General features: G+C 74.1%; 15 protein-coding genes. 8 read left to right on the top strand and 7 right to left on the bottom strand.

All coding sequences use genetic code 11. The features are described 5' to 3' along the window. From ACWEVO_RS13080 to ACWEVO_RS13065, 4 genes are all read left to right on the top strand, one after another. Positions 1-334, top strand: a 334-nt coding sequence (locus tag ACWEVO_RS13080) for a zinc ribbon domain-containing protein (RefSeq protein ID WP_452307755.1), incomplete at its 5' end; no start/stop codon positions are given. A 16-nt stretch (positions 335-350) separates the two neighbouring features. Beyond that, positions 351-791: an aldo/keto reductase gene (locus ACWEVO_RS13075; protein ID WP_452307754.1), complete on the top strand. Its 441-nt coding sequence runs from the start codon at positions 351-353 to the stop codon at positions 789-791. A gap of 26 nt (positions 792-817) precedes the next feature. Beyond that, a complete protein-coding gene (locus tag ACWEVO_RS13070) occupies positions 818-1,117 on the top strand; it encodes a hypothetical protein (protein WP_452307753.1) in 300 nt (99 codons plus the stop codon). A gap of 84 nt (positions 1,118-1,201) precedes the next feature. Next, positions 1,202-1,741 carry an RNA 2'-phosphotransferase gene (locus ACWEVO_RS13065; protein ID WP_452307752.1) on the top strand — a complete coding sequence of 180 codons (540 nt, stop codon included), beginning with the start codon at positions 1,202-1,204 and terminating at the stop codon, positions 1,739-1,741. Positions 1,742-1,761: 20 nt separating this feature from the next. Here the strand turns inward: ACWEVO_RS13065 and ACWEVO_RS13060 are convergent, their stop codons facing one another. From ACWEVO_RS13060 to ACWEVO_RS13030, 7 genes are all read right to left on the bottom strand, one after another. After that, positions 1,762-2,277: an NUDIX domain-containing protein gene (locus ACWEVO_RS13060; RefSeq protein ID WP_452307751.1), complete on the bottom strand. Its 516-nt coding sequence runs from the start codon at positions 2,275-2,277 to the stop codon at positions 1,762-1,764. Positions 2,278-2,333: 56 nt separating this feature from the next. After that, positions 2,334-2,894, bottom strand: coding sequence for an NADAR family protein (locus ACWEVO_RS13055; protein ID WP_452307750.1), 561 nt, complete (start codon positions 2,892-2,894; stop codon positions 2,334-2,336). A gap of 160 nt (positions 2,895-3,054) precedes the next feature. Continuing rightward, on the bottom strand, positions 3,055-3,696 hold the full coding sequence (locus tag ACWEVO_RS13050; RefSeq protein ID WP_452307749.1) for an SRPBCC family protein: 642 nt from the start codon (positions 3,694-3,696) through the stop codon (positions 3,055-3,057). Further along, positions 3,693-4,055 carry an ArsR/SmtB family transcription factor gene (locus ACWEVO_RS13045; protein WP_452307748.1) on the bottom strand — a complete coding sequence of 121 codons (363 nt, stop codon included), beginning with the start codon at positions 4,053-4,055 and terminating at the stop codon, positions 3,693-3,695. The genes ACWEVO_RS13050 and ACWEVO_RS13045 overlap by 4 nt, the downstream gene beginning before the upstream one ends. Before the next feature lie 26 nt (positions 4,056-4,081). Next, entirely contained in the window at positions 4,082-6,733 is a 2,652-nt protein-coding gene (locus tag ACWEVO_RS13040; protein ID WP_452307747.1) for a cation-translocating P-type ATPase, read from the bottom strand. A 223-nt stretch (positions 6,734-6,956) separates the two neighbouring features. Beyond that, on the bottom strand, positions 6,957-7,619 hold the full coding sequence (locus ACWEVO_RS13035; protein WP_452307746.1) for a peptidoglycan recognition protein family protein: 663 nt from the start codon (positions 7,617-7,619) through the stop codon (positions 6,957-6,959). Positions 7,620-7,694: 75 nt separating this feature from the next. After that, complete coding sequence (locus tag ACWEVO_RS13030) at positions 7,695-8,441, bottom strand: lysozyme (protein ID WP_452307745.1); 747 nt, start codon at positions 8,439-8,441, stop codon at positions 7,695-7,697. Positions 8,442-8,745: 304 nt separating this feature from the next. Between ACWEVO_RS13030 and ACWEVO_RS13025 the strand changes: the two genes are divergently transcribed. From ACWEVO_RS13025 to ACWEVO_RS13010, 4 genes are all read left to right on the top strand, one after another. After that, the gene (locus tag ACWEVO_RS13025; RefSeq protein ID WP_452307744.1) at positions 8,746-9,093 is read left to right on the top strand and encodes a YciI family protein; all 348 of its coding nucleotides are present in this window, start codon (positions 8,746-8,748) and stop codon (positions 9,091-9,093) included. Further along, entirely contained in the window at positions 9,090-10,301 is a 1,212-nt protein-coding gene (locus ACWEVO_RS13020; RefSeq protein WP_452307743.1) for an RNA polymerase sigma factor, read from the top strand. The genes ACWEVO_RS13025 and ACWEVO_RS13020 overlap by 4 nt, the downstream gene beginning before the upstream one ends. Before the next feature lie 119 nt (positions 10,302-10,420). After that, on the top strand, positions 10,421-11,623 hold the full coding sequence (locus ACWEVO_RS13015) for an endo-1,4-beta-xylanase (RefSeq protein ID WP_452307742.1): 1,203 nt from the start codon (positions 10,421-10,423) through the stop codon (positions 11,621-11,623). A gap of 136 nt (positions 11,624-11,759) precedes the next feature. Further along, on the top strand, positions 11,760-13,886 hold a 2,127-nt coding region (locus ACWEVO_RS13010; protein WP_452307741.1), incomplete at its 3' end, for an NACHT domain-containing protein.

The following is a 13,886-nucleotide window of genomic DNA, read 5'->3' as shown; positions in this document are numbered from 1 at the left end:
CGCCGACCGCTGGTATCCCTCCAGCAAAACCTGTTCCGACTGCGGCGCGGTGAAAGCCAAACTGCCGCTGCGTGTCCGAACCTACCTCTGCGACTCCTGCGGCTTGGTCCTCGATCGGGACCTGAACGCCGCGCGTAACCTCGCCGCGCTCGCGCATGAGGTCACCGTCACCACCGCCGGGAGTGGCCCGGTGGCAGGACGTGGAGCCGACCATAAGACCCGCCCCGGCGGGCCGGTGGCCATGAAACGTCAACCCGGCACGGCATCCGCCGGTCAGGCCGGGACCGTCCCACCGCAAGGCGGGACATACCGATCAGTCGCTAAAGCGCACTGACAGGTAACGGGTTCTGGTGTGGAGCCCGCTGGCCTCCGGGTTCCTGTCCGGTCGTTACCGGCAGGGCCGGGCGGTCGACCTCACCGCCGGGCGGCCGGCCCGCACCCCGGCCCGGTTCGATCCGGCGCTGCCGGGCAACGCGGCCAAGTACGCCGCCGTGGAGGCCCTGGTCGCGCTCGCCGAGGAGGTCGGCTACACGCTGCCCGAGCTGGCGGTCGCGTTCACCGTGGCGCACCCCGCGGTCACGTCGGCGATCATCGGCCCGCGCACCATGGCGCAGCTGGACGGCCTGCTCGGCGGCGCGTCGCTCACCCTCGGCGACGCGGTGCTCGACCGGATCGACGAGATCGTCCCGCCCGGGGTGAACCTCTACCAGCCGGACGGCGTCTGGGCGCCGCCCGGGCTCACCGACCCGGGCCGCCGTCGCCGGCCGCTCGCGGACCGCGCCGCCGCGTGAGACTGGCGGGCTGGCATGATCACCGGATGCCCGCCATGCTGCCACCCGAGTCCGTCCGGTTCGAGCTGTCCGGTGCCGGGCCCGTGCTCCGCCTGGCCGTCGACCCGCCGGCGGACCTCCGCCCGGAGCAGTGGTCGCTGATCAGCCGGCTGACGCTCTGTGTGGTCGACGGGCCGGGTGAGGCCGGCTACCTCACCCCGCGCTTCGGCCCTCAGGGCGATGTCGCGCCGGCCGGCTGGGACGAGGCGGTCGAGCGGGCCGGCGGGAGCCGGGTCGTCTTCGGCGCCGGCCCGGACGCCCCGGCCGTCTTCGTCCGCTCCGTCTGACGGGTCCCGCCCTGCCGGGCGTACCCGAGGGTCGTCCGCTGATTTCGCGTCGCGGGCGGCCCGTCCGTCGGTCACACTGACTGCGTGGATCATCGGGATCTGGTCCGGGTGAGCAAGCGGATGTCCCTGGCGCTGCGGCACCGGCCGGACCGGTTCGGCCTGACGCTCGACGCGGCCGGCTGGGTGCCGGTCACCGATCTGCTCGCGGCCCTTCGGCTCAGCCGTGCGGACCTCGACGCGGTGGTCACCGGGAACGACAAGCGGCGCTTCGCGGTGGCGCGCGGCGCCGACGGCGTCGACCGGATCCGGGCCAGCCAGGGGCATTCCGTACCGGTCGACCTCGGCCTGGCCCCGGCCGCGCCGCCCGAGCTGCTGTTCCACGGCACCATCGACAGCGCGTTGGCGGCGATCCGCGTCGAAGGGCTGCGCCGGGGCCGCCGCCACCACGTGCACCTGTCGCCGGACGTGGCGACGGCCCGCCGGGTCGGCGCGCGTCGGGCCGGCACGGTGGTGGTGCTGACCGTCGAGGCCGCCGCGATGGCCGAGCACGGCTTCGTCTTCTACCGCAGCGACAACGGCGTCTGGCTCACCGACACCGTCCCGCCGGTCTACCTTCGCCCATGACGCCGGTCGGCCGGCGCGGCTCAGTCCGTCCGCTGGGCGGTGAGGAAGTCGGCGAGCACCCGGGTGTGCGTGGAGAAGGCAAGCTCGACCGGCTCGGTGAGGACCAGCCACTCGGTGGCCTCCTCGGTGGGCGCGGACGGGGGCAGGTCGCCGAGCGCCCGCTCGGGCAGCACCCCGAAGACCATCATGGTGCCGCCGGCCGGAGCCCCGTGCACCGCGAACAGTCGCGCCTCGTCGGCCTCGGCCAGCAGGCCGGTCTCCTCGCGCAACTCCCGGACCAGCGCCTCGGACCACTCCTCGCCGTACTCGACGAAGCCTCCCGGCAGGGCGAGCTCGCCACGGGCCGGCTCGATGTCGCGGCGGACCACCACCACGCCGAGGCCGGTCGGCGTCCGGACCGGCAGCACCGCCACCGCGACGGGCAGCGGGTTGCGCCACACCGTTTCGCCGCAGCCCGCGCAGACCCTGGGCCACCCGGCGCCCGCCGGGTAGGCCACGCCGCAGTACGAGCAGTGCGAGTACGGTGCGCTGGTCACGCCGCTGCACGTTACCCGCCCGGCGCGCGGTCCGTCAGCGGTCGTGGGCGGGACCGTTACGCAATCCCGTCCCGCAGCGCCTCGCGGGCCTCCATCAGGGCGAAGCCGAGCAGGTTGTGGCCCCGCCACCGCTCCGGGTCGCCCGCGCGCGGGTCGTCGGCGGCCAGCCCGATGCCCCAGATCCGGTCCAGTGGGCTCGCCTCCACCAGTACCCGGTCGCCGGTGCCGAGCAGGAACCGCTTCAGCTCCTCGTGCTGGCCGAACTTGGCCACGCTGCCGGCGACCACGATGTCGTAGCGGCGAGCCGCCCAGGTCGCCTCGTCGAAGCCGCGGACTTGCCGGCCGAGGGACTTGGCCCGGTGCGGGTGGGCGGCGGTGAGGACCTGCGCCGCGACCTCCGCGTCGCCGAAGAGCACCGCCTTGTGCCACATCATCCAGTGCTCCGCGGTGGCGTACGTCCGCCCGTCCACGGTGAACGGCGCCGGCCACCACTGGCTCAGGCAGCCGGCGCCGACGCTCCCGTCGCGCTGCGGCCGGTGCCCCCAGAAGTGCAGATACTTCACCCGCTCACCAGCCCGCACGGCACCAATGAGACCAGCGACGGATCGAACCTTCATGATCGACAGTCTGCCGCAGCCCTCCCGCCGCCCCGCCGTACCCCGTCGATCAAGGAGTTGTGGCGCCGGCGAAAGCCGCGTACGGAGCACGTCGGGGCGCCACAAGTCCATGATCGACGGCGGGGCGGGCGGGGAGGGCGGGGGAGGGGTGGGGTGGGGGTTAGGGGGTGGGGGCGCCGGTGTAGAAGGCGGTGACGCGGTCGCCGGCGGCGCGGGCCTCGTCGGCCGGGGTGCCGGCGGCGATGCTGGCCTCGGTCCACCGGGCGCTGCTCTCGGTCATGAACCACCGCCCCTCGTCCGAGCCCATCCAGGCGACGGCCTGGTCGGGGGTGACCCCGCTGCCGTCGGCCGCGAGGTGGGAGGCGAGGCCGAGCAGGGCGCCGTCCCACCCGACGCCGACCGCCCCCGGCCCGAACTCGGCCCAGCGCTGGTCGTCGACGTGCGCGACGTGCTCCAGCTCGAACCGGGTACGCCCGGCGCCGGCCTCGGCGAGCCGTACCTCGATCCAGCTCACCTCGTCGCCCATCTCCCAGGTGGCGGCGAAGCTGTGCGGCGGATCGCACCGCTCGACGGTGCCGCCGGCGTTGCCCTGCAGCTGGTAGCGCCCGCCGAGTTTCAGCTCACCGGAGACGGGCAGGAACCAGCGGGGGATCCGCTCGGCGCTGGTGCAGGCGTCCCAGACGTCCTCCACCGGCGCGTCGTACGTCTGGCTGATGGTCATGACGCGGGCCTGGCCGGCGGGCAGCGTACGGCTGCCGATCCGGCGCTCGACGGCGTTGATCTGTCCGGATGCCTCGATCATGGGTTTGTCCTCTCGTCAGAGTTGCCGTCGCGCCGCCGCCGTTCCCGGCGGCCGCGGGCCAGCTCGGTGGCGAGCGCCTCCAGTGGCGGGGTCCAGAACCGGCGGAAGCCGGCCAGCCACTCGTCGACCTCCCGGAGCGGCCCCGGGTCGACCGCATAGATGCGCCGGGTGCCCTCGGGTCGCACGGTGGTGAAGCCGTGCTCGCGCAGCACCTTGAGGTGTTGCGACACGGCCGGCTGGCTGATGCCGAACTCCCGCTGGACGGTCGCGCCGAGGCCGCCGGCGGTCTGCTCGCCCCCGGCCAGCAGCTCGAGGATCCGGCGGCGGACCGGGTCCCCGAGGACGTCGAACGCGTGCACGTGCCCTTTCTACCAGATGTCACGCTTTATATAAGCGAGTGCTTGGGGTGGCGGCGCGCCGCGCGCCGCAGTTCGTCGGCGCCCCAGACGATCGGCGGGAAGGCCAGCAGCAGCGCGAGCAGGGCCGGCTCGGGCGGCCGGGTGCCGAAGACGTCCTGCAGTGGGGGCACCGCCACGATCAGCGCGGCGAAGGCGATCTCGAAGGCGATGCCCCAGAGCAGCAGCCGGTTGCCGAACACGCCGACCGACCGTAGCGAGGCGTGCTCGGTGCGCGCCGCGAACGCCGTGCCGATCTGGCACGAGACGATGCCGAGGAAGGTCATCGTGGTCGCCTCCCGGTACGTGTCGTGCAGCGGCGTACCGGGGCCGGTGGGTGCGCCCGGGCGCCAGCCGGCCCGCAGTAGCACGGCGAAGAACCCCGCCATCACCAGCGCCGCCGAGATCAGCCCGAGGAACCCCCAGGCCCGGGCGAGCATCGGGGCGTTGACCACCTTGTCGCTGCGCCGCCGCGGCGGCCGGTCCATCAGCCCTGGCTCGGCCGGCTCCCGGCCCAACGCGAGCGCCGGCAGCGTCTCGGTGCCCAGGTCGATGGCGAGGATCTGCAGCACGGTCAGCGGTAGCGGCACCGCCCCGGCGGAGAGCGCGAAGACCAGGAACGGCACCACCTCCGGGGTGGCGTGGGCGAAGATGTAGAGGATGAACTTGCGGACGTTGTCGTAGACCCGGCGGCCCGCGGCGACCGCCGCCACGATGGTGGCGAAGTTGTCGTCGGTGAGGACCATGGTCGCGGCCTCCCGGGTCACGTCGGTGCCGGTCCGGCCCATCGCCACCCCGATGTCCGCCCGCCGCAGCGCCGGCGCGTCGTTCACCCCGTCGCCGGTCATCGCGACCACCTCGTGGTTGGCCCGCAACGCCTCGGCGATGTGCAGCTTCGCCTCGGGCGACACCCGCGCGAAGACCACCTCCCGCCGCTGGCCCAGCAGCTCACGCAGCTGCTCCGGCGTCATCGCGTCGAGCTGGTCGCCGGTCACCACGGTCGGCTCGCCGCGCACGATGCCGACCTGCCGTGCGATCGCCGCCGCGGTCCGCCCGTGGTCACCGGTGACCATGATGATCCGGATGCCCGCGGTGTGGCAGCGGGCTACCGCCTCGGGCACCTCCGGGCGGGGCGGGTCGACCATCGCGACGAAACCGAGGAAGGTGAGGTCCTGCTCGGCCTCCGCGCGCCGCGCCGGCACCGCGTCCAGCGGGCGTCGGGCCACCCCCAGCACCCGCCGGCCCTGGTCGGCCTGCGCGGTCACCGCCGCCGCCAGTTCCTTCCGGTACGCCTCGTCCAGCGGCCGCTCCCCGCCGTCCGCGCCGAGCGTCCGGGTGCAGCGGCCCAGCACCTCCTCGGGGGCGCCCTTGGCGTGCAGCCACAGCCGGCCGTCCCGCTCGTCGGCCGTGGACATCAGCCGCAGCCTCGGGTCGAACGGGAACTGGGCCCGCCGCCCCGGGTGACCCGGGTCGGTGACGCCGAGGTCCGCGGCGAGGCGCAGCGGCGCCACCTCCGTCGGGTCGCCCGCGTCCGGACCGGCGTTGTTGCACGCCGCCACGGCGACCGCGAGCGCGCACAGCGCCGGGTCGGGGTGCTCGCCGGGGCCGGGGGCCGGGTCACGCAGCGCGTCGCCGGCGCGGACCGCCACCACCCGCATCCGGTTCTCGGTCAGCGTCCCGGTCTTGTCGGTGCAGATCACGTCGGTCGAGCCGAGGGTCTCCACCGCGCTGAGCCGCTTCACCACCGCGCCCACCCGGGCCAGCCCGCGGACACCGACGGCCAGGGCGAGGGTGATGGTGGGCAGCAACCCCTCCGGCACGTTGGCGACCAGCAGGCCGATGGCGAACGCGAAGGCGTCCCCGATCGGCATGCCGGCGGCGAACACGCCGATCGGGAAGAACACCAGCCCGGCCCCGACCGCCACCGCGGCGATCAGCCAGGCGATACGGCGTACCTGCTTCTCCAGCGGGCTCTCCTCGCGGCCGACCCGCTGCGAGAGGGCGGCGATCCGGCCCAGCTCGGTGCCCATGCCGGTGGCGTGCACCAGCGCCCGGGCCTCCCCGCCGAGGCAGTTGGTGCCGCTGAACAGCAGGTTCGCCGCCTCGGTCGGCCCGCCCGCCGCCGGCGGCGCGTCGGCCGAGCGGTAGACCGGCTGGGACTCGCCGGTCAGCGCGGACAGGTCGACCTCCACCGACCCGTCGACGAGCCGGGCGTCGGCGGAGATCCGGTCGCCCTCGGCGACGGCCAGGACGTCCCCGGGCACCAGCTCCCCGGCCGGGATCTCCTGCCAGCGCCCGTCCCGCTGGACCCGGGCCTGCCGGGGCAGGTAGCGGGTGAGCGCCTCGACCGCCCGCTCGGCCTGGCGTTCCTGCACCGAGGCGAAGAGCGCGTTCAGCGCGATCACCACCAGGATCGCCCCGGCCAGCACGGGGGTACCGGCAACCCAGGCCAGCGCGGCGGCCACCCAGAGCAGCAGCGCCAGCGGGTGGACCACCTGCCGGCCCAGCTCCCGCCACCAGCCGCGCCGCCGCTGCCGGCGCAGCTCGTTCGGCCCGTACGCGGTGAGCCGGCGGCGGGCCTCTTCGGTGGCCAGCCCGTCCGGGCTGGAGCGGAGCGTGGCGTACAGCTCGGGCAGCGGCACGCGTGGGTCCGGGCCCCCGCCTGCCGTCCGCCGCTCCGCCACGGTCCCAGGCTGCGGCACCGGCCGTGGCCGCCGGGTGGGTTTCCGGCCATTCGCCGGTTCTCCTCCGGCGACCACGCTCGATCCTGGCGGTAGTGGCCTCGTCGTCGGGGCGAGGCCACGACAGCCAGGTTTCACCATGATCTTGGAACCGGTGGCCGGCGGGCCGGCCCGGCGCGGGCGGTCAGCCGCCGAGTCGGGCGGCGACGGCGCTGCGCAGCTCCGGTAGCCGGTCGTGCAGCAGGCCGGGGCACTGGGTGGAGTTGAAGTCCATGTGCCCGTAGATCTCGCTGGCCGGGATGGCGTACTGCTGGCAGGTGAACGCGCAGAACCAGATCAGGCTGTCCCAGAGCGCCTGGGGCGGCTGCACGTCGAGGTAGGTGCCCTCGTTTTCGATGCCGATCGCCTGGCTGTTCTGCCCGACGCAGTGCGCGCCCTGGACCATGGTCTGCCCGTGCAGCAGCGCGTACAGGCTGCCGTGCCGGCCCTCGGTGAGGTAGCCGCCGCGGCTGTTGGTGAAGTGCTGCCCGGAGTCGATCCAGCCGTTGGTGTCCATGTGCAGGTTCTGGATGTCGCGGGAGTTCTGGTAGGCGTGCGCCAGGCTGTAGTCGGTGGAGTTCGGGAACGCTGTGTGATGGATGATGATCTTGTTGGGGCGGCTCTGCACGATGCTGACCGCCGACGACGGCGGCCGGGCGCCCCAGGTGGCGCAGTTGGCGATGGTCGGCTGGTCGACCGCGCCGGCGACGGCCCGGGCGTCCCGGTCACCGCCGAACTGGGTCAGCGCGGCGGCGCCGAGCAGGACCGCGCCGCGTAGCACGGCCCGCCGGGGGAGGGGGACGGACATCGGGGGCTCCTTCTCGGGAACGGACACCGCCGGTGGCGGGCGGCCGGGACGACCGGCCCGCCACCGGCGAGCGGGTCAGCAGGGTCCGTTGCAGGCCAGCACCTTGAGCCGGTCCAGGGTGCCGTTCCAGACGTCCTGGTCACCCGGGAAGGTGCCGGAGGAGGCCCACTGCCAGAAGGAGTACGTCCCCCAGCCGGCCGGCAGCGTGCCGACGGTGCTGGAGTAGCGCGCGATCCAGAGCGGGTTGTTCGAGGCGAACTGCGAGGTGTTGCCGGTGCAGGTGCTCCACCAGTCGGTGGTCGTGTAGATGGTGGCCCACCGGCCGGTCCGCGAGTAGTACTGGTTCACGAACGAGGCGATCCAGCTGCGCATCGAGGACTGGCTCAGCCCGTAGCAGGTCGAGCCGTACGGGTTGTACTCGATGTCCAGCGCGCCCGGCAGGGTCTTGCCGTCCTTGGACCAGCCGCCCCCGTGGTCCACGAAGTAGTTGGCCTGGGTGGCGCCGCTGGACCGGTCCGGCAGCGCGAAGTGGTACGAGCCGCGGATCATGCCGACGTTGTAGGAGCCGTTGTACTGCTGGGCGAAGTACGGGTTGGTGTAACCGGTGCCCTCGGTGGCCTTGACGTACGCGAACCGGGCGCCGTTGCTCCAGGCGGCGGACCAGTTCACGTTGCCCTGGTAGCTGGAGACGTCCATGCCGGGCAACCCGGCCGGGGCGGCGCTGGCGGGCGTCGCGCCGAGGGTCACCGAGGCGGTCAGGGTGACCGTGGCGAGCAGGGCGGCGGCCGCCGTACGCAGCGCCGATCGCAGGGGACGGTGCATGTTTCCTCCCTGGGGGTATTGCCGCCCTCGGGCGGCGGGAGTCTGACGAAAGGAACTGTCAGTATTACGTCACACACCGGAGAATTTTTGCAATAGACGTATGGAAGATTTTCTTTCTACGACAGGTGGCGGTCACCCGCTCCGCGGCTGCCGGCGCGATCGGCCAGGCCGACGACATCCGAACCCGGCCGCTCGGCGCGATCCCGGAAATGTCCCCGCCCGGCATGTCGATACCGGGCCGGCCCGTTCGTGTGGAGGGTGGAGGAGGGCGGCACGAGGTCGCCCCGCCGGACGAGGAGGAACCGTGAAGCAGTACCTGATCAGCATCTACCAGCCGGTCGGGGAGATGCCGGACCCGGAGTTCCTGGCCGGGGTGATGCGCGAGGTCGACGCCGTCGACCGGGCGCTGAAGGAGTCCGGCAACTGGGTCTTCGGCAACGGGCTGCACGCGCCGGAGACCGCGACCGTGCTGCGCCCGAAGGGTGACGAGGTCCTGGTCACCGACGGGCCGTACGTGGAGGGCAAGGAGTACCTGGGCGGCCTCGCCATCATCACCGCGCCCGACCTCGACGCCGCCCTGGAGTGGGGCCGCCGCTACGCCCTGGCCACCACCCTGCCCATCGAGGTGCGCCCGTTCCAGGGCGAGGCATGACGGAGCCGACCGACGTCGAGCGGGTGTTCCGCTCGGAGTACGGCCGGGCGGTCGCCGTCCTGGTCCGCGTCCTCGGCGACATCGACCTCGCCGAGGAGGCGGTCCAGGAGGCCTTCGCCACGGCCGTGCGCCGGTGGGCCGCCGACGGCCCGCCGCCCAGCCCCGCCGGGTGGATCATCACCAGCGCCCGGAACCGGGCGATCGACCGGCTGCGCCGCGACGCCTCCCGGGCCGACCGGCACGCGCAGGCCGCCCTCCTGTACGCCCCCGACCCGCCGGCCGAGGAGGGCCCCGTGCGCGACGACCGACTCCGCCTGATCTTCACCTGCTGCCATCCGGCCCTCGGCACCGCCGCCCGGGTGGCGCTGACCCTGCGCCTGCTCGGCGGGCTGAGCACGGCCGAGATCGCCCGGGCCTTCCTGGTGCCCGAGCCGACCATGGCGCAGCGCCTGGTCCGGGCCAAGGCCAAGATCCGCGACGCGGGGATCCCGTACCGGGTGCCGCGCGACGCGGACCTGCCCGACCGGGTCCGGGCGGTGCTCGCGGTGCTCTATCTGATCTTCACCGAGGGACACACCGCCAGCTCCGGCCAGCGGCTGGTCCGCGACGAGCTGTGCGCCGAGGCGATCCGGCTGGGCCGGCTGCTCGCCGAGCTCATGCCGGACGAGCCGGAGGTGCTCGGCCTGCTCGCGCTGATGCTGCTGACCGAGGCGCGCCGACCCGCGCGGGTGGCGCCCGACGGCTCCCTCGTGCCCCTCGCCGAGCAGGACCGGGCCCGCTGGGACCGCGCGCTGGTCGCCGAGGGGCAGGCGCTGGTACGCCGCTGCCTGCGGCGCGACCGGCCCGGCCCGTACCAGATCCAGGCCGCGATCAACGCGGTGCACAGCGACGCGGCCACCGCCGCCGACACCGACTGGCGACAGATCCTCGCCCTGTACGACCAGCTCACCGCGCACGCCCCCGGCCCGGTGGTGGCGCTGAACCGGGCGGTCGCGCTCGCCGAGGTGCACGGGCCGGCCGCCGCGCTGGCCGAGGTCGACCGGCTCGACCTCACCGGCTACCACGTCTTCCACGCCGTCCGCGCCGACCTGCTGCGCCGGCTCGGCCGGGGGGTGGAGGCCGGCCAGGCGTACGAGGCGGCGATCGCGCACACGGGGAACGCCGCCGAGCGGGACTTCCTCCGCCGGGCGCGCGACGGTCTCCGCTGACCCGCCTGCCCGCCGCGACGTCGGGCACCTCGGGCGGCCGGTGACGGTGCGACCTGACGTACCTAACCTTGTGATCCGGATGCCGCCCACACGGGCGCCCGGATCACCGGGGAGGACCGATGGAGCACCGCACCGCCGAATCGACCGTGACCGTGACGCGCGACGGCCGGCCGCTGGCCGGCCAGGAGGTGACCGTCGCCCAGCGCGACCACAGCTTCCGGTTCGGCTGCATCGGCTTCGAGTTCATCGACCTCGCGAACGGCGCCGGCACGGAGCTGGACGAGTTGGTCGCGCGGGAGTGGCTGGAGCTGTTCAACTTCGCCACGCTGCCGTTCTACTGGGGCGGCTTCGAGCCCGAGCGCGGCCGACCGGACACGGCGCGCCTGCTGACCACCGCCCGCTGGTTCGCGGACCGCGGCTGCTCGGTCAAGGGCCACCCGCTGGCCTGGCACACGGTGACCGCCGACTGGTTGCGCGACCTGCCCACCGAGGAGATCGCCCGGGTGCAGCGGGACCGGATCACCCGCGAGGTCACCGACTTCGCCGGTGTGATCGACGCGTGGGATGTGATCAACGAGGTCGTCATCATGCCGATCTTCGACCGGGACGACAACGGGATCACCCGCCTCTGCCGGGGCCTGGGCCGCATCCCCATGGTCCGGATGGTGTTCGACGCCGCCCGGGCCGCGAACCCGCACGCCACGCTGCTGCTCAACGACTTCGACATGTCGGCCGCCTACGAGTGCCTGATCGAGGGGGTGCTGGAGGCCGGCGTGCGGATCGACGCGCTGGGCCTGCAGAGCCACATGCACCAGGGCTACTGGGGGGAGGAGAAGACGCTGGCGATCGTGGACCGGTTCGCCCGCTACGGGCTGCCGATCCACTTCACCGAGACCACGATCGTGTCCGGCCACCTGATGCCGGCGGAGATCGTGGACCTGAACGACTACCAGATCCCGGACTGGCCGACGACTCCCGAAGGCGAGCAGCGCCAGGCGGACGAGATCGTCCGGCACTACCGGACCCTCCTGTCGCACCCGTCTGTGCAGGCCGTCACGTACTGGGGCGTGAGCGACGGCGCCTGGCTGGGCGCACCGGGCGGCTTCCTGCGCGTCGACGGCAGCCGCAAGCCCTCGTACGAGGCACTGCACCGGCTGATCAAGGGCGAGTGGTGGCTGCCACCCACCACTCTGGTCACGGACACGCACGGTCGCGTCCGGTTCCGTGGGTTCCTCGGCTCGTACGAGGTGAGCGCCGCTGGCCGCACGGCCACGGTGCGTGTCGACACCCCCGGCGAGGTGGCGCTCGACGCGGCCCTCTGACCGCCGCCGGCGAGACGGTGAACACCGGAACCGCTGATGTCAGCGTCCATGATGGAGGGGACTGTGCGCCGCCGCGCACTACGGCGACAATCGTCCGGTGCGGCGCGGGGTGTGGAAGTGGAGTCTGCTAACCGTCGTGACCCTGCTCGGGGCCGGCGGCACCGCCTGGGTCTGGGCCCGGTACGACTTCGAGAAGGTCAACTGGACCTGGGGTGTGGTCGCCGGGGTCATCGCCGTCTACGTGGTGGTGGACCAGGTGTTCGCCGACCGGGAGACCGCCCCGCCGACGGCCTGGGCGCACCGGCGGGCCGCCGCCGACGAACTCGCCGAGCTGGTCCGGCGGGAACCGACCGGGCAGAGCCTGCTGCGCTCCGTCGACGAGCCCTATCCGCTGCCGGTGGCATGGGACAACGCCGCCGAGCGGCTGCAACCGTCCTGGCGCTCCATCGGCCGCTCCGCCGACGCCGTGCCGATGGATCTCGCCGGCCGCGACGGCGCGCTGTGGCGCTGCTACCGCTCGGTGCCCTCGGGGCGGCTGCTGGTGCTGGGACCACCCGGCTCCGGCAAGTCGATCATCGCGCTGCGGCTGGTCCGGGAGTTCTCCGCGCGGCGGGACCCGGACGCGCCGATCCCCGTGCTGCTGCCCGTCGACTCCTGGGACCCCGGTGCCGAGGGCTTCCACGACTGGCTGGTCGACCGGATCACTCGGCGCCACCCGTACCTGGCGGCCGGTCACCCCCGGCGCGAGGCGGTGGTGCGTGACCTGCTGCTGGCCGATCTCGTGGTTCCGGTGCTGGACGGGCTGGACGAGCTGCCCGACGACCGGCTGGCCGCGTGCCTGGCGGAACTCAACGAGCTGCCGACCCAGCGCTTCGTGCTGACCTGCCGCTCCTCCGTCTACGAGAAGTACCTGATCCAGGGTGAGCCGCTGCGGGCGGCCGCCGCGGTCAGCATCGCACCGCTGACCCGGGCGCAGGTGGGCCGGTACCTGCGCGACGCCGCCCCGCTGCACCAGGCCGACAACTGGGCGACCGTCGCCGACCGCATCGACGCCGACCCCGAACTGGCCATGGCGCTGTCCACGCCGCTGATGGTGGCCATGGCTCGGACCGCGTTCGACCAGCCCGGCACCGACCCGCGCGACCTGCTGCCCCTGGCCAGCCAGCGGGGCCGGCGGTCGGTGGAGGACGAACTGCTGTCCCGGGCCGTCGACGCGGCCCTGCGATCCCGGCGCGGCGGCCAGGGGCTGCGCCGCTGGGAACCGGACCGGTCCCGGCGGTACCTGACCTTCCTGGCCCGGCACATGGAGTCGCTGGAGCACCGGGAGTTCCGCTGGTGGCAGCTTCCGGTGGAGCTGCCGCGCCCGTTCTGGGCCGGCTTCGACGGGCTGCGCGCCGGGCTCGCGGCCTGGCTCGCCCTGGCCCTGGCCCGGGACCTGCTCGGCGCCCTGGCCGCCGCGACCAATCAACCCGCCGGCCGGGAGCTGCTGCACGCCGCAGCCACCCGACCCGGCGCACTGGTCGCCGTGGCCGCCCTGGCGGCGACGGTCCGCGCGGTGTTCCGCGGCGGCCCGACGGACCTCGGCGTGCCACCGGTGCGGCCGCTCTTCACCGGCGGCTGGCGGGCCCTGGCCGACGGAGTGGTCGCCGGGCTGATCGGTGGCGCCTTCTGGGGCGGCCTGACCTGGGCGCTGCTCTGGATGTTCCCGCCCCCGCGGCGGCTGATCACCCTGCTCGGCGGATTTCCCGACCCGCAGCACTGGTCGGTGCAGGTCCGCGCCGGCCTGGTGGTGGGCGTCGGCTGGTTCGTGCTCACCGCCCTGCGCCGCGCATTGCGCGTCGACCTGTCTGCGCCGGGGGCGGAGTTGAGCGCGACCAGTCCGGTCCGCACGGTCCGGGCCGACCGCGCGGCCGCCGTCGCCGCGCTGCCGTCGACCGTCGCGGCCGCGGTCACGCTGGTCTTCCTCGGTCTGGCCGGGCTCTGGCTGACCAACGCCCTGCCGCGGCTTCCCGCCGTGGCCGCGCAGGCGTACGCGGGTCTGGGCCTCGGCCTCGGCGGGTGGTTGTACCGGCGGGGCGGCGGCGCCTGGGTGCGATTCGCGGTGGCCCGCTTCGTGCTCGCGGCCCGCAACCGGACCCCGCTCCGGCTGCTGGCCTTCCTCGACCACGTCGAGACGGTCGGCCTGTTCCGGCACGGCGCGGGCGCCTACCGGTTCCGGCACGGCCGGCTGCAGGCCCGGCTGGCCGCCGGCTCGGCCGCGGGC

The organism is Micromonospora sp. NPDC003776, from assembly GCF_053605645.1.
This window is presented reverse-complemented; position numbering and strand designations above follow the sequence as displayed.

Coding starts and splice junctions, on each gene's coding strand:
- ACWEVO_RS13070 (WP_452307753.1), top strand. CDS start 818: ATGCCCGCCATGCTGCCACCCGAGTCCGTCCGGTTCGAGCTGTCCGGT.
- ACWEVO_RS13055 (WP_452307750.1), bottom strand. CDS start 2,894: ATGAAGGTTCGATCCGTCGCTGGTCTCATTGGTGCCGTGCGGGCTGGT.
- ACWEVO_RS13050 (WP_452307749.1), bottom strand. CDS start 3,696: ATGATCGAGGCATCCGGACAGATCAACGCCGTCGAGCGCCGGATCGGC.
- ACWEVO_RS13035 (WP_452307746.1), bottom strand. CDS start 7,619: ATGTCCGTCCCCCTCCCCCGGCGGGCCGTGCTACGCGGCGCGGTCCTG.
- ACWEVO_RS13030 (WP_452307745.1), bottom strand. CDS start 8,441: ATGCACCGTCCCCTGCGATCGGCGCTGCGTACGGCGGCCGCCGCCCTG.
- ACWEVO_RS13020 (WP_452307743.1), top strand. CDS start 9,090: ATGACGGAGCCGACCGACGTCGAGCGGGTGTTCCGCTCGGAGTACGGC.
- ACWEVO_RS13015 (WP_452307742.1), top strand. CDS start 10,421: ATGGAGCACCGCACCGCCGAATCGACCGTGACCGTGACGCGCGACGGC.